Here is an 18179-nt window from a genome sequence, read left to right as displayed (position 1 = left end):
CTCCTTTGTCTGCAAGCCCCTCCCGGATCTTGCATGTGGAGCTACGCATCGCCTGTAACTGCGGATGCGAAAAAATCACAAATATTTGAAAAAATTGCTGAATTGATTGATTTCTCAGCGGAAAATGGTCGCTGAGAGAATCCGGTCAAACCTGAGAAAATGCGCCCTCGGCAACAACCGGGCCCGCATCGACACCTTCCGGCTTTCCGCCGATAGGTTCGCGGGTAAGCACCAGTTGCACACCGTCATCAACGTTGCGCGCAATCGTCTCTGGCAGTTCCATTGAAAGCACTTCGCCCGGAACGACCACGCCAAGCGATTGCAGATCACTGCCATCGGCGGGAACTAGCCACAGTTCATGATCATGCACGCCGTCGGCGGTTAGACCGATAGCCCCGACCAGCATTTTTTCGCTTTCGGGAATGTAGGTCACATCCAGACGGAGCCCAGTGTCGCCAATCGGGACCTGAGCGACCAGCGGATCGGCAGATGCGAGTTGGGTCGACGGAATGTCATTAGGCGCTTCGGTTGCGCCCGGGCCGAATGCGGCAAAGGCGAGGGCGATCGCTGCGGCTGCAGATGTCAGGCCAGCGGTCCACTGCCAGCGGTGCAAGCGCGATTGCAGGTCGATAACATTGGATGCCGCTTCGGTGCCTTCGCTTGCTTGTGCCTCCGTCTTGGCTTCAATACTCGCTGCGATTTGCGGCCACAGATCGCTGCTCGGCTCCATCGGAGGAATCTCATCAAGCAGCGGCGCACAACGCTCTTCCCACAGAGCAACCTCGGCTGCGAAAGCAGGATCAGTCGCCACACGGCCGCGCGCCGTCATCAATTCTTCACCGTCGAGCAGGCCAAGGCCGTACTCCAGTGCGATCATCGCATCGTCGCGTTTGATTTCACTCTTATCAGTCATTCGCCCGCCTCCAGGCAGGTGCGCAGCTTCATCATGCCGCGGCGTATCCAGCTTTTCATCGTGCCGAGCGGCACATCAGCGGCCTCTGCCAATTCGGCATAGGTCAATCCGTCGAAGAATGCCGAGCGGATATTGCTGCGCGCGGGGTCTTCCAATGTCTCAAGACAGGTGTGAACGCGCGCTGCACGTTCACCGTCAATCATCAACTGATCGGCAAGCGGCGCGGCGTCTGGCAGAGGAGCGGCCTCTTCAACTGGCACCGCGCCGCCGCGAACTTTGCCAGTGCGCAGCCGGTCAATCGCGCGGTTGCGCGCAAACGTCGCCAGCCACGAAATGGGGCTTGCGCGCTCCGGATCGTAGCGGTCAGCCCGCTGCCATAGATTTACGTATACGTCTTGCAACGCGTCTTCTGCCTCTTTTGTGTCCCCCAATATACGGAAGCAAATCCCGTAAAGTTTCACGCGAGTGGCGGAGTAAATCTGTTCGAGCGCCGCGCTGTCCCCATCCGCAAGTCGAACCATCGCATCGCGAAGCGCTTCGCGCGCTTCCGTGGTTGCCGGTGTTGGGCCGCTTACCATCAGCAATCCGTCTCGCAATCGGTGCCGCGCTCAACCTGAATTGTCGCATGTCCGATACCGAACTTATCCTCAAGCGAATGGGCGATCTTGTGAAGGAATTCGTCACTGCAGGGCGCACCGGGCATCACCAGATGCGCGGTCAAGGCCGTTTCGGTCGTCGACATTGGCCAGATATGCAAATCGTGCACGGCTTCCACCCCTTCAAGACCTGCCAGATGGCCGCGCACTTCGCCCACGTCAATCCTTGCAGGAACTGCAAGTAATCCAAGTTTGAGGCTGTCCTTAGCCAGCCCCCAAGTCCCCCATGCAATCATTGCAACAATGCCGAAGCTGACAAGGGGATCAATCCACCAGAAACCCGTCAAAAGAATGGCAAGACCAGCGATAACAACACCGGCCGAAACCAACGCATCAGCCGCCATATGGAGGTAGGCGCCTTTGATATTGAGGTCTTCCTGACCCCGCATGAAGAGGAAGGCCGTAAAGGCATTGATCCCGATGCCGATGCCCGCGACGATCACCATAACCATGCCTTGCGGCTCTTGCGGTTCCATCAAGCGGTGGAGCGTCTCAAACAGGATCGCTCCAATCGCGACGGCTAGCAAAAGAGCATTTCCAATTGCCGCCAGAATTGTCGAGCTCTTGAAACCGTAAGTGTAGCGTTCGGAGGGCGGTCTTTTAGCGGCGACGCTGGCCGCCCATGCGAGCAGCAGAGCCAAGACATCGGATAGATTGTGTCCAGCGTCCGCGACCAAAGCCATCGAGTTGTAGAGAAAACCGAACACAGCTTCGATCACAACGAATACGGTGTTCAGTGCGATTCCGATCAGAAACGCATTGCCGAAATCAGCCGGCGCGTGATGGTGCCCATGGTGATCGTGCAGGCCATGGCAATCGGTATCGCCGTCGCCCCGGCCCGGCGAATGATCATGCCCGTGATCCTGGCTGTGAGAGTGTGCGTGCCCCATCGGCTTCAATCGTAGACGCAGGAATCGAGGCCGTCACCCTTCACGACCCTCATCCGTGCTTCGATTGTGTTGCCATACCGCGATAGCCAGCCGCCGGGATTGGTGACAGAGCGCGTCTTGGGGCTGGGCAACGCGACCGCCATACGGCTCGCTTCATCGGCGGAAAGACGCGCGGCGGACTTATTGAAATATCGCTGTGCACCTGCCTCTGCGCCGTATGTGCCGATGCCGGTTTCCGCGACATTGAGGTAGACTTCCATAATCCGCTCTTTGCCCCAGATGTTTTCGATCCAGAACGTGAACCATGCCTCCAATCCTTTGCGGAAATAGCCGCCACCCTGCCATAGAAAGACGTTTTTGGCGGTTTGTTGGCTGATCGTGGAGGCGCCGCGAATTTTCCCGCCCTGCGCGTTGTTCTTGATCGCTTTTTCGATTGCTTGGGTGTCAAAACCTGAATGCTCGCAAAACTTCGAATCCTCTGCCGCAATCACGGCAGCGACCAGGTTGGGATCGATATTGTCGAGGCTTTCCCAATCTTTCGTGATGCCGTTCTCATCCATCAACATCGTCGCGGTGACGGGCACCGGGATCCATTTGAATGCAATCACAAGCAGCAGGCTTAGGCCGACGAACCACAATATGATTTTGGCAAGGATGCGAGCAAGTTTGATGACCATGACTGGTCGATAGCATCCCAGATTGGCAGCGCAATTGCCTGCACGATTGACTGCACACACTCGGCCTCTCACACAGCCGAAATGATTATCGTTGCAGAAGGGATCAGCGCCGCAGGCAAGACCACTTTCGCCAGTCAGTTTGGCGAAGGCCGGTGGCTCCCTGAAATACCTGTGAAAGCGCAGCGCCCACCAGACGATGCCCCCGCTCGGGAGCATGCGAAATTTTGGGCGGATAACAACGCCGCGCGGTTTCAGATGGCCATTCAGATTGAGCGCGAACACGGTTTTGTCATATGCGATACGGACCCTCTCAAGATTCACTATGCGTGGTGCATGGAGCGTGCGGGCTTTGATTGGCCGGACCGGTTTGAGCTTGCGGCGCAGGAAGTGCGGAGAGCCATCTCAGAAGAAAGGCTCGGATTTGCTGATCTCTATCTCGTAAAGCGCATAGACGAGGCTGCGGTGCGATCACAAAAAGAGGGCGATGTTACCCGCCGCCGAAGCAATTTTGATCAGCATCTCGCATTGCAACCGCATCTGATCGACTGGTTCGCAGCGATGTCTCGATCATTGCCGGGGCACGTGCGATTTGGCTTTCCCAATATGGCTGATCTTTTGAAGGAAACTGAGCAGCGCGGTGCAAAGCGCAGTCGTTATCGCTTTGACGTCGGTGCCTTCGACAGATTGATCGAGGCTTTGCCGGCATAGAACAGATCGGCATTCCCTTGCGGACGGCTGGATGCCGTGCTTGGGTGCGGCCAAAGCACTTTTGAGGGGACTTACCAATGCGCACTTTCCGTAACGCCGCCGCTGCCATAGCTCTGGCTGGCGCGACACTATCGGCTCCGGCTTTCGCTGATGATCACAGCGCGTCGGATGCAATTGAGGCAGATTACGACAGCTATCTCGCGCCGCTGTTTGTGCATTTTCACAAGAACCCTGAGCTGTCCTTCTTGGAAACCAAAACCGCAGCCCGCATGGCGCAGGAATTGCGCGCTGTCGGGATGGAAGTGACTGAAGGCGTCGGCGGCACGGGTGTGGTTGGCATGATGCGCAATGGCGATGGCCCTCTGATCCTGCTGCGCGCGGATATGGACGGTCTGCCTGTGCCAGAGAAATCGGGCCTCGATTACGCTTCCACTGCCACTCAGGTTGGCCAAGATGGCAAGGAATACCCTGTCATGCATGCCTGCGGCCATGATGTGCATATCACGTCCATGGTCGGCACCGCGCGGCGTTTGGCAGCCATGAAGGACCAGTGGAGCGGCACGATCATGTTCGTTGTTCAGCCCGCTGAAGAGCGTGTTGGCGGGGCAAAGGCTATGCTCGAAGACGGGCTCTATGACCGGTTCGGTAAGCCAGACTATGCGCTGGCATTTCATGTCGGCTCGCAGCTAGAGACTGGCAAAATTACCGCATCTGAGGGCATCCAGTATTCCAGCGCGGACTCGGTCGACATCATGGTGCCCGGCATCGGTGCTCATGGAGCCAGCCCGCATACTGGCCGCGATCCAGTCTACATTGCCTCGCAAATCGTCACCGCGCTGCAAAGTATTGTTAGCCGCGAAGTCGGACCACTCTCGCCAGCGGTTATTACAGTCGGTTCGATCCATTCAGGCACAAAGCACAACATCATTTCTGACCGTGCTGACCTTCAATTGACCGTTCGCGCCAATGACGAAGAGACCCGCGCGCAACTGCTTGCCGCGATTGAGCGGATTGCGATCAATATGGGCAAAACACACGGCCTCCCCGATGATCTGCCGGTGACAGTCAAAGTGAGCGAAGGCACGCCGGTGACGAACAATGATCCGGTGCTCGCCCGCAGACTGAATAATGTCATCAAACGTGATCTCGGCGAGGAAACCTTCCTGCCATTTGAACAGGGTGGCATGGGCGCGGAGGACTTCGCCTATTTCGTCGCGGAAGAATACGGCGTCCCTGGATACTATTTCGCTGTGGGCGGAACGCCCGCCGAAGCATTCGAAGCAGCGGACAATGGCGGCCCCCGGGTGCCTTCACACCATTCTCCGCTGTTCAAAATCGCCCCGCGTGAAAGCGTAACGCTCGGCACCCGCGCGATGGTCGCAGCGGTGATGGATCTGGCGCCGGTAGAGTAGCCCATAGAAAAACCGCCGCAAACCGGGGAGGTTTGCGGCGGTTTCTATTATTTCAAATCGCGCAGGTGCTTACGCCATTCCCGGCAGCAAGCGGTCTCCCGCGATCCGCTGCATTGCCTTTTGCAGCTTTTCAAAGGCGCGCACTTCGATCTGGCGGATACGTTCGCGGCTGACTTCGTAAACCTGTGACAATTCTTCGAGTGTCTGCGGCTTTTCCGTCAGGCGGCGCTCTGTCAGGATGTGCTTTTCGCGGTCATTGAGCGAATCCATCGCTTCGACCAGCATATCGTGACGCACTTCGGATTCCTGCGCATCTGCGACAAGCTCATCCTGCAGCGGACCGTCATCGGTCAGCCAATCCTGCCATTCACCAGAGCCGTCTTCGCCATTGCGCATCGGCGTGTTGAGCGAGCCATCGCCGCCCATCATCATCCGGCGGTTCATGTTGACGACTTCCTGCTCTGGCACGCCCAGATCAGTGGCGATTTTCGTCACGTCTTCAGGGTGCAGATCGGAATCTTCGTAAGCTTCGAGTTGTTTCTTCATCCGGCGAAGGTTGAAGAACAGCTTTTTCTGCGCCGCGGTCGTGCCCATTTTGACGAGCGACCAGCTGCGAAGGATATATTCCTGAATCGAGGCTTTGATCCACCACATCGCGTAAGTCGCGAGGCGGAAACCGCGATCGGGTTCGAATTTCTTGACGCCCTGCATCAATCCCACGTTCCCTTCGGAAATGAGATCGGACACAGGCAGGCCGTAACCGCGATAGCCCATCGCAATCTTGGCCACGAGCCGCAGGTGGCTCGACACCAGCTGCGCTGCGGCATCGGGGTCTTCATGTTCGGAATAACGCTTGGCGAGCATGTACTCATTCTCAGCCGTAAGCACCGGGTACTTCTTGATCTCCGACAGATAGCGGTTGAGGCCTTGCTCACCACTCAGGGACGGGACCGTCGTTCTTGCTTTACTCACTTTTCCCTAACCTTTCTTGCGTCGACCTCTGTTGATGGACCCCTAATGGGCATCCGTCTTTTCGGGCCACATGGTTACATATAGACGTGTTTTCGCCGGTTTGAACCGGATTACATGTCATTCATCTAATTCAACGCCCAAGTTGGTCGATTAGTTCCCTCATATCGATGGGAACATCACTCGAATAAGATACGGATTCGTTCGAGATTGGATGCAAAAAGCCCAATTCGGCTGCGTGCAGTGCCTGACGGGCAAATCCGAGCTGTGAAATCATAGTTTTCAAGCCCTTGGGTGTTTTTCCGTAAGTCTGATCTCCTATTAAAGCATGACCAATTGATGCGCAGTGAACGCGCACCTGATGTGTGCGACCGGTTTCGAGTCGGCACTCGATCAGAGCGCACCCATTCATCCGGTCTAAAACCTTATAATGGGTAACCGCATGCTTCCCGCGCGAGGAATTCTTGTCGAGCACAGCCATTTTCTTTCGGTTCGCGTCGCTTCGACCGATTCGCTCATCAATCGTGCCTTCGGACGGGGACGGATGGCCGCCAACCACGGCCAGATACCGGCGATGGATGGAATGGTCCGCGAATTGCGCGGCGAGACCTTCATGCGCAGCATCGGACTTGGCCACGACCAGCAGCCCGGAAGTGTCCTTGTCAATCCGGTGCACAATACCGGGCCGGGCAACGCCGCCAATGCCGGACAACTGGCCTGCACAGTGATGCAATAGCGCATTGACGAGAGTCCCGTCTGGATTGCCCGCCGCTGGATGGACCACCATGCCAGCGGGCTTGTCGACCACGATCAGATGCTCGTCTTCGAATACGACATTCAACGGAATGTCCTGCGGCTTCGCTTCGGCTTCGATGGCAGCAGGGATCGAGATCAGAAACTCATCACCTTCGCTAACCTTGGCTGACGGAGATGAGGCGGTTGTGCCTCCCACTTCGACATGTCCCTCCGCAATCAGAGCCTGGACCCGCGCGCGCGACAGATTGGTGGCATCCGCCAGCGCCTTGTCGAGGCGGGTAGGGACGGTGATTGTGCCAGTGATGGTTGCAATCTCAGCCATGTCCGTTCGTCCTGAGCTTGTCGAAGGACGAAACTGCGCTACGGTTCGGCCATGCCGTTTTACACCTATATGCTGCATTGCTCGGATGGGTCATATTACACCGGTCATACGGATGATCTCGAACAGAGAATTTCCCAGCATCACGCCGGCAATCTCGGTGGTTATACCAAATCTCGGCGGCCTGTGCGCCTCGTTTGGTCACAGGAATTTGGTGAGCGATATGAAGCGTTGCGCGCTGAAAGACAAATCAAAGGGTGGAGCCGGGCGAAGAAAGAAGCACTGATTGACCGACGTTGGGATGAGTTAAGCCGATTGGCGCGCTCACAGTCGCAATTCACCCTTCGACAGGCTCAGGGTGAGCGGGTTTCTATCGTCGCAGATGCCTTTGAAGCGATGCAATCGGCGGCCCAAACCGCCCATCCGCGCGAGGCCTGCGGATTATTGCTGGGCGAGGGGGACTGCATCACTGCGGCTCTCAAGACGCGCAATGTGCACCCAAGCCCCGAAACGCATTTCGAGATTGATCCGCAGGCTTTGATCGACGCCTACAGATCAGAGCGCGAAGGCGGTTTGCGCGTTATGGGATATTTCCACTCGCATCCGACGGGCAGCCCGTCCCCTTCCGAAACTGACAAGGCCATGGCCGCGCATGACGGAAAAATATGGGCAATCGTTGCAGATGACGATGTGATGTTCTGGGCGGACGACAAGGATGGGTTTCATGCGCTTTCCTACGATGTTGGAAGCGGCTAGGGTCCGCTAAATCAGTGGGTGCATGCGGGCCGATTTTTTGCTCTATTCACCCCTCGCAGCGCTAAAGTCACACTTGGCACCGAATGAATTGATGGGATCAGAGCAATAACAATGGCTTATCAATCATCGGCAAGAATTCGGCGACTGCGTTCTGTGTCACCTTTCCCCTACACATTTGATCAAGAGATTTCTGAATGACCTCGCAAACCGATCTTGCTTCCATGCTATGCTCGCGGCTGTGCCACGATATGCTTTCGCCCGTTGGGGCGTTGGCCAACGGGCTGGAACTTCTCGCTGACGAGCAAGACCCGGAAATGCGGGCCCGCTGCGTCGAGCTGCTTGAACAAAGCGCCAAGATCAGCACAGACAAACTCAAATTCTTCCGTCTTGCTTTCGGTGCCGCCGGAGGGTTTGGCGAAAACGTGCCAGTCGAAGAAGCGCAGGATGTTGTGAACGCGCTCGCTTCTGATGCCAAGCGGGTGGAACTGAACTGGGCTATTGCCGAAAGCAGTCTGCCAAAGCCTGCCGTAAAAGTGATGCTCAACCTGTCCCAGATCGCACTTGATGCTCTGGTACGCGGCGGAACGCTGGACATCGGAGCGGAGAAGCGGGACGGCAATGTTGAGATTGTGGCCCGCGCCACCGGACCCAAAATCGCATTCGACGAGACAATCGGGAAGGCGCTGCAAGGCGAACTTTCGGAAGCCGACATCTCCAGCCGGACAGCAGCGGCGCATATGATCGCGTTGCTGGCCGAGGAGACAGGAGGAGGGCTGCAATATGCGGTCACTGACGAAGCGCTTGTGCTTGGAGCTGTTCTCCCAGAGCCTGAAGGCATGATTGGATGAGCGAAATGGAGATCAATGAGCTGGTTCATGCGGTGAGGCCCTCACCGAATTACAACGAGCGCACATCTCCCATCACGATGCTGGTGTTGCATTACACCGAAATGAAACCGGTCGAGACAGCATTGGACCGCCTGACCGATCCGGAAGCCGGTGTTTCTGCGCATTATTTGATCAGCGAAGAGGGGGTGGTTACCCAGCTGGTGCCCGAAGAAAAACGTGCATGGCATGCGGGTACGTCATTCTGGCGCGGCACAAAGGACGTTAATTCTGCCAGCATCGGGATTGAACTTGATCATCCCGGCCATGCGGGTGGATATCGCGAATTTGCGGACGTTCAATTCGAAGCGCTGCTGCCGCTAGCCGCGCGGATCGTGAAGCAATACGACATTCCTCGTGCCAACGTCGTCGGCCATTCGGATGTTGCGCCGTTGCGCAAAATTGATCCGGGCGAGCTGTTTCCGTGGGACAGGCTGGCGGAATATGGGCTGTGTTTGCCAAAACCCGAGAAGATCGAGCAGGTCGATCCATTCCATAATGAAGGCGCATTTATCCTCGGTCTGGAACGGTATGGATACGACATTACCGAAGGCCGCAAAACCATCGAGGCTTTCGAGCGGCGCTGGCGACCTGACAAGATCGAAGGTCGCTATGACGCGCAACTGGGCGCTATCCTGTGGCATTTGCTGTTGGAGCGAGACCGGGGAGACGCGCGGTAGAGAGAAAGCAGTTTACAAAGGTTTTCAGCAGGCATGGGGGAAATATGCTCTGCTGCCACAAAGACCATCAACAATGGGAGGGATCTGAAATGATGAGAAAACTGGGAGCCGAATTTATCGGCACATTTTGGCTGGTGTTTGGAGGCTGCGGTTCCGCAGTGCTCGCAGCAGCCTTTCCTGAACTCGGCATCGGTTTTGTTGGCGTTTCGCTGGCATTTGGTTTGACGGTTCTGACCATGGCTTACGCGGTCGGCGGCATCTCCGGAGGGCACTTTAACCCGGCAGTTTCGCTCGGCCTCGCATTGGGTGGACGCTTTAGCTGGGGCGAATTGGTGCCATATTGGGTTGCACAATTGCTTGGGTCATTCACAGCGGCTGGCGTTCTGTTTCTTGTCGCGAGCGGAGTGGCCGACTTTGAAGCAGGCGGCTTTGCCTCCAACGGCTACGGCGAATTGTCGCCGGGCGGATTTTCCATGACGGCCGCTTTGATCATTGAGATTGTCCTGACCGCAGGCTTCCTGATCGTGATCCTCGGATCGACATCGTCAAAGGCACCAGCGGGCTTTGCGCCGATTTCAATCGGTCTTGCGCTGACGCTGATCCACCTGATTTCCATTCCGGTGACGAACACGTCGGTCAATCCGGCGCGTTCAACCAGCGTGGCATTTTACGCCGATACGGCAGCCGTGCCGCAGCTTTGGTTGTTCTGGGTCGCTCCGCTAATTGGCGCAGCCATTGGCGCGGTGATTTGGAAACTGATTTCGCCAGATGAGCCAATCGATAACATTGGCGGGCAAGAATAAGCTTCGCCAAATATTGCAAGAGTGAAGGGCCGGCTTTCCTAAAGCCGGCCCTTTCTGTATGCGCAGATCCGTCAGGGGGCCGAGGCAGTCGCGGGGTCGCAAGACCGCGAGGAAAGTCCGGGCTCCACGAAGCAAAGGTGGCGGGTAACGCCCGCCGAGTGTCTGCTTTTGGGCAGGCATTTAGGGAAAGTGCCACAGAGAGTGTACCGCCGATGGACCTAACGGTCACAGGCAAGGGTGAAAGGGTGCGGTAAAAGCGCACCGGGGCTCTGGTAACAGCGTCCGCATGGTAAACCCCACCTGGAGCAAGGCCAAATAGGGGTCTCGCGCCTTTTAGGCAGGAGTGTTTCGCTCCGAGAGGTCCGGGTTGGCTGCTTGAGCTGTTCGGCAACGGATGGCCTAGATGAATGGCTGCCACCGCGTGGCCGGTCCCCTCGGGGATACCGCGCGCGGATACAGAACCCGGCTTATGAAGCCCCCTGACATATTTCGTTTCGCCAAGGTTTCCCGCAATTGCTGGAACGCCGAGCAGCGCCAGCCGTTAAAGTTCCATGCAAGCAACATTGTCAGCCAATCGCAGCGCTGTTCAGCGCGCCGTTATCATTCTTGCCGTGGTCTGCCAGATCGGGTCGTCTTTCCTGCCAGCCTTGGGATTTGGCGAACAAATCGGCGATCGCTCGGATTCGGTGCGAACAATGATCACGCCATCGGGCTGGGCTTTCTCGATCTGGGGATTGCTGTTTCTTGGCTCAGCGGTATTCGCAATCTGGCAGGCGCTCCCCGCCGAGCGCAGCAATGCGTTGCTTGATCGGATTGGCTGGCCCGCAGCGATTGCTCTTGGCGCGCAGGGCATTTGGGCGGCGTATACAGGCTACAACAATCTCACCGCAATTTCAGCGATCATCATATTTGTATCTCTGATCGGCTTGCTCGCCGTTCTCCGCACATTGGTGCAGCATGACGAATTCGCCTCGAAGGAGCGCTGGCTGGTGGCTCCCGTCTTTAGCGCGCTAGCGGCTTGGCTGACCGCAGCAAGCATCGTGAATGTGTCGGCGACGCTCAAATTTTACGGGTTCGCAGATGGGGGGACATTCCCGCTTGTTACCGCAGGCATGGTTGCAATCAGCGGTGTGATTGCTGCGCTTGCCGTTGTGAGAAGCCGCGGTAACCCGTGGTATGCTGCGGTGTTCTGCTGGGCGCTCACCGCGATCCATTTTCGCGGGGGGCAAGAGAACGAAGCAATTGCATGGGCCTGTATTGGTTCAGGTATACTGGTCGTGCTTGCTGCGTTCCTAGGGTTGTCTAAGACCAGAAATCGCAAGCATTGGCTTGGCTTCTAAGCCACCTGCTTGGTGGCCGAAGGATATAGCTCATCCAACGGACGTGAGCGACCATCAGCACAAACGAGGCGCACGTGGTATCGCTTCATCCCGCGGGGGTTGGTAACGCCGACCGAATGGGCGATCACGCCGACTTCTTTACGCATTTGCTTCACAAAATTCGCGACCCGCACAGACTTGTTGGCTGGATCGAGGCCGCGCTGAAGGCTCGGGTCGTGCGTGGTGATGCCTGTTGGGCAGGTGTTCTTGTTGCATTTCATCGCCTGAATACAGCCAAGTGCAAACATGAAACCTCGCGCCGAAATGGTGAAGTCTGCACCCGCACAAATCGCCCATGCGACCTCGCTGGGAGTTACTAGCTTACCGCTTGCGACGATCCGGATTCGATCTTTCAGACCAGCTTCGTCGCGCAAATCGACTAGCATCGGAAGGGCTTCACGCAGAGTGAGGCCGACATTGTCGATCAAAGGCATGGGGGCAGCGCCTGTTCCACCGTCGCCGCTATCTACAGTGATAAAATCTGGCGCGCTTTGTGGGCCGCGTTTGTTGATTTCTTCGAATAGATTTTGCAGCCAGCCATAGGCACCGATGACCGTCTTGAAGCCCACCGGCTTCCCGGTCACTTCGCGGATGCGGGCGATCATATCGAGCAGCTCTTCGATGCTGCCGATATCCGTGTGCCGGTTCGGAGAGATCGATGCTTCGCCCTCTGGAATACCGCGGATTTTGGCGATTTCTGCATTGACCTTGGCGGCAGGTAATATGCCGCCTTTGCCTGGCTTTGCGCCCTGCGAGAGCTTCAATTCGAACATGCGGACCTTCTCGTGAGCGGCCACTTCGCGAAGCTTTTCGTCGGACAAGTTTCCGTCGTCATCGCGAACGCCGTATTTTGCTGTACCGATCTGAAATACAATGTCGCAGCCACCTTCAAGGTGATACGGAGAAAGCCCGCCCTCACCGGTGTTCATCCAGCACCCTGCTTTCGCCGCGCCACTGGAAAGCGCGCGTACCGCCGGCGTGGATAGCGAACCGTAGCTCATCCCCGATATGTTGAATATCGAAGGTGCATCGTACGGGGTACGGGCTGCGCCCTCACCAATGCGCATTGGCGGCGCTTTGACGGCATCCCGCTCCAATGTGGGCCAAGGGCAATTGACAAAAATCGGCGTGCCAACCGGATCAAGATTACGGGTAGAGCCAAAAGCGACATTGGTTGATTTGGCCTTTGATGCGTCGTCGACCCAATCCCGCTGTGCGCGGTTAAACGGCATTTCTTCGCGGTCCATCGCAAAGAAGTACTGGCGAAAAAACTCGCCAAGCTCGGACAGAATATGCCGCATCCGCCCAATCACCGGATAGTTCCGGCGCACCGTGTCATTGGTCTGGTAGCGATCGATAAAGAACAGCACGATCAGGGAAAGAACCACCAATCCTACAACAAAGATGAACAGGCTGGTTAGCCCATCAAGTATGGCAGTCATCGTGCTTCCCTCCCAAAAGTATTTACAGCCCGTGGTTCGCCAGCCACGGCATTCGGGTTACATTGCGAACCGCTCAGCGGCTGTCCACTATCAAACAGGTTAGCGCGTGCTATCAGCGGAGCGAATTTCGATTGTGTCGCCACCGTCATCGGTCTGGATGATCCGCCGGTCCTCTCCTTCGAGAACGAGGGCAGTCAGTACGCCAGAACGGAATGCGCCAGTATCGACCCCGATACGGTTGCCACAATCCATCACACTGTCAAAAATTGTATGGCCATGCACCACGACCTTTTCGAGCGGGCCTTCGTGGTTGAGGAAACGGTCGCGGATCCAGAACAGGTCACTGCGCTTTTGCGCGTTCAATGGTTGTGTCGGATCGACACCAGCATGCACGAACGCATAGTCGCCAGCGATGATCATTTCCTCGAAGGCCTCGATATAGTCGCGGTCTGACTGCGGGATGATTTTCGGGAGCATTGCGTGCATTTCTTCTAATGTCATCGCGTTGAATTGCTTCTTGGAAATGCCATAACTCAGAATTGTTTCTCGGCCGCCATGCTTCAGGAAATGCCTGAGAATATCCGGCTTCTCGAACGACTGCAGAAACATTTCCTCGTGATTGCCGGCGAGCACGCGCACATTGCGCTTTTTCTGCCATTTGCGGGTCAGTTTGATCACACCGGCGCTGTCCGGTCCGCGATCCACCAGATCTCCCAGCAGGATTATGTGCGTGTCTGCTTGCTCTCTTGCGTTGTCGTCTTCTTCAATCGCTTTGATGAGCGCTGCATAAAGGTCGAGCCGGCCGTGAATGTCGCCAATCACGTAATAGCGTGTGCCTTCCGGTACGCTGGGAAGCTGTGGGCGGGACCGGGCCGTGAAGATTTTGCTAAGCTTTTTCAGCATGACTTGGTTCTTGAATTTGCAACGTCCCGATCGCATCGCGCGACCGTTCGGCAGTGTGCGACCTTTAGCAATGCGATACGGACGTTCGACATAGCCATCGTGTCACCGAACCGCAAACTCTGTGAGCATGCCAAGCCGAGTGATGCAGAAATCACACATTTGTTCCGCTCATAGTGAGGTGGCGCAATTTCTCTTGTGCACTGCATCAATTCTGTGCACGATTGTTTCGCATTCGGATGAGATCGTCGCCTAAAATGATGACCGGCGAATGTGCAGGTGGGACGAGGCAACAACAAAACTAAGGAAGTTGTAATGCTCACGTCCATCCGCGGTCTCTCGGCCGCTACTCTCTCTGCGGGTTTCCTCCTCTCTGCGGCACCCGCATTCGCCTCTGACACAGTTTCGGAAGAGGCAAACACTTCAATTGAATCCGGTGATGTTGAAATCAATGCGGAGCTCCTCGCAGCTTCTGTAGAGATCGACGGAACCGAAGCTGGCTTGGTGCTGACCCCGGCTTTCGATCGCGCAAATGCGCCGATTGATGAGCTCGAAGTCAGCAACATCCAGGGCGAAGAAGATGAAGAAAGCCCGCTAACATTCTCTGCCAATATCGCGATGGCGACCGAGTATCGTTTTCGCGGTGTCGCGCTGACAGACGGCAACTTTGCGGTGCAAGGTGGCTTTGATGTTTCGCACGAATCTGGTCTGTATGTTGGCACTTGGGCATCGAACCTTGATGAACAAACAGTCGGCTACGGATCAATTGAGCTCGACCTTTACGGCGGCTGGAGCGGCGATCTGACCGACGGAATCTCAGCCGATGTCGGTGGTATCTTCTACCTCTATCCCGATGCCGGTGCCGGTGATTTTGACTATTACGAATTCTACGGCTCGCTTAGCTTCGGTATTGGCCCAGCTTCGCTAACCGGGGGCATTGCTTATGCGCCTGATCAGGATTCGCTCGGTGGTACAGACAACCTGTATCTCTATACAGACGTCAGTGTGGGTATCCCGGACACACCGATCACTTTGAACGGCCATGTCGGCTACACTGATGGTTTCTTGACCTTCACCACAGACAGCGAAGCGATCGACTGGTCGATCAGCGCCGACGTGTCATTCGGTCCAGCAACGCTTAGCGCCGCTTATGTCGGTGTCGAAGGCGATGTACTGGTTGATCCGACCGGCACGTTCACCGACGACGCTTTCGTCGTTACGCTCAGCGCCAGCTTCTAAACAGTTGCTCAGTCGCAGGAGCGAACGCCCTATCCGCGTATAAGCGGAATAGCGGGACCTCTAAAGAGACGCGGGATCGGAAACGGTCCCGCGTCTTTTCGTTTAGTCCAGACTGAAATTGACTGTCGTGACAACCCGGACCTTTTTGTAAGGGCTGTCAGACTTACCCCATCCGCCTCCATCACCGTCACGCGCCTCGATGGAGAAGTATCCTTGGGTCGCATCCTTGATCGCGCCGACACCGGCTCCTGAATCTTGCGCGAACTGTTGTGCCGAATCGCGGGCATTCTTCGTCGCCTCTGCCACCATTTCAGGCTTGATGTCGTTGAGGCCCGTGAAGGTGTAGCTCATGCCAGACCCTTCTTCGAGGAAGACTCCGCGGCTCACCAGATCAAATTGCTGGGCCACTGCCTGTTGCGCCCGCTCGATGTCATTTGTTCGCAATGAAAGCCGCTGACGCACGGTATAGGTGGTGACGCCGCGATTGGTGTAGCTTGAAACATTGGCGCCAGTGGGCTGAAGTGCGTTTTCGGGAAATCCAAGGTCTTCGAAAAAGCTCTCAATTGCATTGGTGTCGCTTCGCACTTTGCCTTGAGCTTCGCCAAGATCGGTGGCGCTGGCCGAATAGGATATCGTCCAGGTTGCAAGATCAGCGGTGACGTCACGCTCAGCCAAGCCGCGAACCGTTACCGACCGTTCGGCTTCTTTTGCGCGTAACAGTCCATCACCCAAAAGGTACCCGCCAAGCACCATGCCGATTGATGCAATTGCGGCGGTTCCAAACCAGCGCGTTGTAGTCCTGCCAAGGCCGCCCTTGCGCGAGGGCGCATTGGCCTCCATGTCTGATTGAGTAGTCTTGTCTGCTCCGTTCATCGTGTCCTCCTCTTCGCTAAGCCTGCGATGAGTTGTGCTACTGCGTCGATGAACCGAGTTTGAATTGCTGCCAGATGAACCCGCAGGAGCCGAAATGGTCAAATATCTCCACTCAATGATCCGAGTCACCGATCCAGATGCCACGGTCGACTTCTTCAAGTTGATAGGACTCGAAGAGGTACGGCGCTTCGATGTTGAAGCGGGGCGGTTTACGCTGATCTTTCTCGCAGCCCCTGGTCAGGAAGGTGTGGCCGAGGTGGAGCTCACCTATAACTGGCCGGCTGAAGATGGCAGCGCGCCTGAAGCCTATGATGGCGGGCGCAATTTCGGGCATCTCGCATATCGCGTGGATGATATTTACGATACCTGTCAGCGGCTTGCCGATGCGGGGCATACCATTCACCGTCCACCGCGCGATGGACATATGGCATTCGTCAAATCACCTGATGGTGTGTCGATTGAATTGCTTCAGGAAGGCAATCTGGAACCCAAGGAGCCATGGGCCAGCATGGAAAACACTGGCACTTGGTGAGCGCCTTCCAACGTCCAAGCGGGAGCGCCGCCACAATAGCGTGCTACTGATTAGCGGAGCGGATCGTCTGGATACGGATCGATCGGCATATCGCCTTGGTCATCGCATTCTTCGTCAGGGTGGGTCGTCGTCAGCCGTAGGATAGCATAGCCCAATACCGCCGAGATCGCCGATCCCAACAGGATGCCAATTTTGGCTTCTTCAACGAAAGCGGGCCTGTCCGGGAATGCGAGACCACCAATAAAGATACTCATGGTGAACCCGATCCCGCATAGGATCGAGATTCCCCAGATCTCCGGCCAGCTCGCTCCGTCGGGGCGTTTTGCAAAGCCTGTTTTGTCGGCGATCCAGACCACCGTGAAAATCCCGAGTTGTTTGCCGACAACCAGACCTGCGGCAACAGCCAAAGGCAATGCTGCAACAAGCGCTTCTGGCCCCATTCCGGCAAGCGAAACGCCTGCATTGGCAAATCCGAACACTGGCACGACAAGATAGGCGCTCCACGGCGCAAGGCTGTGCTCTAGGCGTTCGAGCATCGAGTTGCCGTCTTTGCGGTGAAGCGGGATTGTTAGCGCGGCGACCACGCCTGCAATCGTGGCGTGTACACCGGAGTTAAGAGCGCAATACCAAAGCACTAGCGCAAGCAATATGTATGGCCAGAAGACGGAAACCCGCATCCGGTTCAGCGCAAGCATGAGGCCGAACACGACAACCGCAGCCAAGAGCCATTCAGGATAAAGCGATTGCGTGTAGAACAAGGCAATCACAACCACCGCGCCAATATCATCGACGATGGCGACGGTTAGAAGAAACAGTCTGAGGGAAGCCGGTACTCGGCTGCCTAGCAGCCCCAAAACACCCATCGCAAAAGCGATATCGGTCGCTGCGGGAATAGCCCAGCCATCAGCGTAAACGCCGCCGCCCGTCACCACCATGTAAACACCTGCTGGCACCAACATACCCGCGGCTGCCGCGAGCATTGGCAGACGCCTTGCTGCAGGATTTGCCAGCTGCCCGGCAACGATTTCGCGTTTCACTTCCAAACCGACGACGAAGAAGAAAATCGCCATAAGACCGTCATTGATCCAGTAGTGAAGGTCCTTCAGTTTTGCGATCGGCGTCCAGGACAACTCCCCGTAGAACAGGTCGCGATACTCGCTCGCGAAGGCGGAATTTGCTGCAAGCATCGCCGCAGCGGCGACAACAATCAGCAATATCCCTGCCGACGCGTCGCCAACAAAAAGCGCGCGTACCGGAGCAAAAATTCTGCGAAGTGGCGGGGTGGTTGTGGAATTTTTTTCTGACATGTTGGTCGCTCTATTTGAGAAACTTGAACTGGTTGCAAGGGCAATCAGGGCGCGTTAGTCTCTTTTTCTATCTGGGGTGGGGGT

Annotated in this window: 19 protein-coding genes and 1 other RNA gene; 10 read left to right on the top strand and 10 right to left on the bottom strand. The window is 56.4% G+C overall.

The window, feature by feature from the left end:
• Positions 1-145: 145 nt before the first annotated feature.
• Genes MWU39_RS10790 through mtgA form a run of 4 tightly spaced genes read right to left on the bottom strand, consistent with a single transcriptional unit; the run spans position 146 to position 3136 of the window.
• Positions 146-913, bottom strand: a complete 768-nt coding sequence (locus tag MWU39_RS10790) for an anti-sigma factor (RefSeq protein ID WP_247159993.1) — start codon at positions 911-913, stop codon at positions 146-148.
• On the bottom strand, positions 910-1491 hold the full coding sequence (locus tag MWU39_RS10785) for a sigma-70 family RNA polymerase sigma factor (protein ID WP_247159991.1): 582 nt from the start codon (positions 1489-1491) through the stop codon (positions 910-912). The genes MWU39_RS10790 and MWU39_RS10785 overlap by 4 nt, the downstream gene beginning before the upstream one ends.
• A complete protein-coding gene (locus tag MWU39_RS10780; protein ID WP_247159990.1) occupies positions 1491-2459 on the bottom strand; it encodes a cation diffusion facilitator family transporter in 969 nt (322 codons plus the stop codon). The genes MWU39_RS10785 and MWU39_RS10780 overlap by 1 nt, the downstream gene beginning before the upstream one ends.
• A 5-nt stretch (positions 2460-2464) precedes the next feature.
• Complete coding sequence (gene mtgA / locus MWU39_RS10775; protein WP_247159988.1) at positions 2465-3136, bottom strand: monofunctional biosynthetic peptidoglycan transglycosylase; 672 nt, start codon at positions 3134-3136, stop codon at positions 2465-2467.
• A gap of 81 nt (positions 3137-3217) precedes the next feature.
• Here mtgA and MWU39_RS10770 point away from each other — a divergent pair, with 81 nt between their 5' ends.
• The gene (locus MWU39_RS10770; RefSeq protein WP_247159987.1) at positions 3218-3844 is read left to right on the top strand and encodes a hypothetical protein; all 627 of its coding nucleotides are present in this window, start codon (positions 3218-3220) and stop codon (positions 3842-3844) included.
• A gap of 77 nt (positions 3845-3921) precedes the next feature.
• Positions 3922-5256: an amidohydrolase gene (locus MWU39_RS10765; RefSeq protein WP_247159986.1), complete on the top strand. Its 1335-nt coding sequence runs from the start codon at positions 3922-3924 to the stop codon at positions 5254-5256.
• Positions 5257-5325: 69 nt separating this feature from the next.
• Here MWU39_RS10765 and rpoH read toward each other — a convergent pair whose 3' ends face one another.
• Both rpoH and MWU39_RS10755 read right to left on the bottom strand, forming a co-directional pair.
• Positions 5326-6228: an RNA polymerase sigma factor RpoH gene (gene rpoH, locus MWU39_RS10760; RefSeq protein ID WP_218404438.1), complete on the bottom strand. Its 903-nt coding sequence runs from the start codon at positions 6226-6228 to the stop codon at positions 5326-5328.
• A gap of 130 nt (positions 6229-6358) precedes the next feature.
• On the bottom strand, positions 6359-7303 hold the full coding sequence (locus MWU39_RS10755) for an RluA family pseudouridine synthase (protein WP_247159985.1): 945 nt from the start codon (positions 7301-7303) through the stop codon (positions 6359-6361).
• Between the two features lie 51 nt (positions 7304-7354).
• Between MWU39_RS10755 and MWU39_RS14595 the strand changes: the two genes are divergently transcribed.
• The 6 genes from MWU39_RS14595 (at position 7355) to MWU39_RS10720 (ending at position 11763) form a co-directional block, all read left to right on the top strand.
• A complete protein-coding gene (locus MWU39_RS14595; RefSeq protein WP_348646385.1) occupies positions 7355-8056 on the top strand; it encodes a Mov34/MPN/PAD-1 family protein in 702 nt (233 codons plus the stop codon).
• Positions 8057-8250: 194 nt separating this feature from the next.
• The gene (locus MWU39_RS10740) at positions 8251-8904 is read left to right on the top strand and encodes a histidine phosphotransferase family protein (protein ID WP_247159984.1); all 654 of its coding nucleotides are present in this window, start codon (positions 8251-8253) and stop codon (positions 8902-8904) included.
• Between the two features lie 5 nt (positions 8905-8909).
• Positions 8910-9620, top strand: a complete 711-nt coding sequence (locus MWU39_RS10735) for an N-acetylmuramoyl-L-alanine amidase (protein ID WP_247160364.1) — start codon at positions 8910-8912, stop codon at positions 9618-9620.
• Positions 9621-9709: 89 nt separating this feature from the next.
• Positions 9710-10423, top strand: a complete 714-nt coding sequence (aqpZ, locus tag MWU39_RS10730) for an aquaporin Z (RefSeq protein ID WP_247159983.1) — start codon at positions 9710-9712, stop codon at positions 10421-10423.
• A gap of 72 nt (positions 10424-10495) precedes the next feature.
• Positions 10496-10909, top strand: an RNA gene (rnpB, locus tag MWU39_RS10725) — RNase P RNA component class A.
• 65 nt (positions 10910-10974) lie between these two features.
• Positions 10975-11763: a hypothetical protein gene (locus MWU39_RS10720; protein WP_247159982.1), complete on the top strand. Its 789-nt coding sequence runs from the start codon at positions 10975-10977 to the stop codon at positions 11761-11763.
• On the opposite strand, the gene MWU39_RS10715 is transcribed toward MWU39_RS10720, so the two are convergent.
• A complete protein-coding gene (locus MWU39_RS10715; protein ID WP_247159981.1) occupies positions 11760-13244 on the bottom strand; it encodes an FMN-binding glutamate synthase family protein in 1485 nt (494 codons plus the stop codon). The two genes, MWU39_RS10720 and MWU39_RS10715, sit on opposite strands and share 4 nt — an antisense overlap.
• 99 nt (positions 13245-13343) lie before the next feature.
• Positions 13344-14147: a metallophosphoesterase gene (locus tag MWU39_RS10710; protein WP_247159979.1), complete on the bottom strand. Its 804-nt coding sequence runs from the start codon at positions 14145-14147 to the stop codon at positions 13344-13346.
• Positions 14148-14459: 312 nt separating this feature from the next.
• On the opposite strand from MWU39_RS10710, the gene MWU39_RS10705 reads away from it, so the two are divergent.
• Positions 14460-15383 carry a TorF family putative porin gene (locus tag MWU39_RS10705; RefSeq protein ID WP_247159978.1) on the top strand — a complete coding sequence of 308 codons (924 nt, stop codon included), beginning with the start codon at positions 14460-14462 and terminating at the stop codon, positions 15381-15383.
• Positions 15384-15485: 102 nt separating this feature from the next.
• On the opposite strand, the gene MWU39_RS10700 is transcribed toward MWU39_RS10705, so the two are convergent.
• Positions 15486-16136, bottom strand: coding sequence for an SIMPL domain-containing protein (locus MWU39_RS10700; protein WP_247160363.1), 651 nt, complete (start codon positions 16134-16136; stop codon positions 15486-15488).
• Between the two features lie 214 nt (positions 16137-16350).
• Between MWU39_RS10700 and MWU39_RS10695 the strand changes: the two genes are divergently transcribed.
• Entirely contained in the window at positions 16351-16788 is a 438-nt protein-coding gene (locus MWU39_RS10695) for a VOC family protein (RefSeq protein ID WP_247159977.1), read from the top strand.
• Between the two features lie 50 nt (positions 16789-16838).
• Here MWU39_RS10695 and nhaA read toward each other — a convergent pair whose 3' ends face one another.
• The gene (nhaA, locus tag MWU39_RS10690) at positions 16839-18095 is read right to left on the bottom strand and encodes a Na+/H+ antiporter NhaA (protein ID WP_247159976.1); all 1257 of its coding nucleotides are present in this window, start codon (positions 18093-18095) and stop codon (positions 16839-16841) included.
• Between the last annotated feature and the right edge of the window lie 84 nt (positions 18096-18179).

It is taken from the genome of Erythrobacter sp. F6033 (assembly GCF_023016005.1).
GTDB lineage: Bacteria > Pseudomonadota > Alphaproteobacteria > Sphingomonadales > Sphingomonadaceae > Erythrobacter.
The sequence above is the reverse complement of the archived record's forward strand: the minus strand, read 5'-3'. Positions and strand labels throughout refer to the sequence as shown.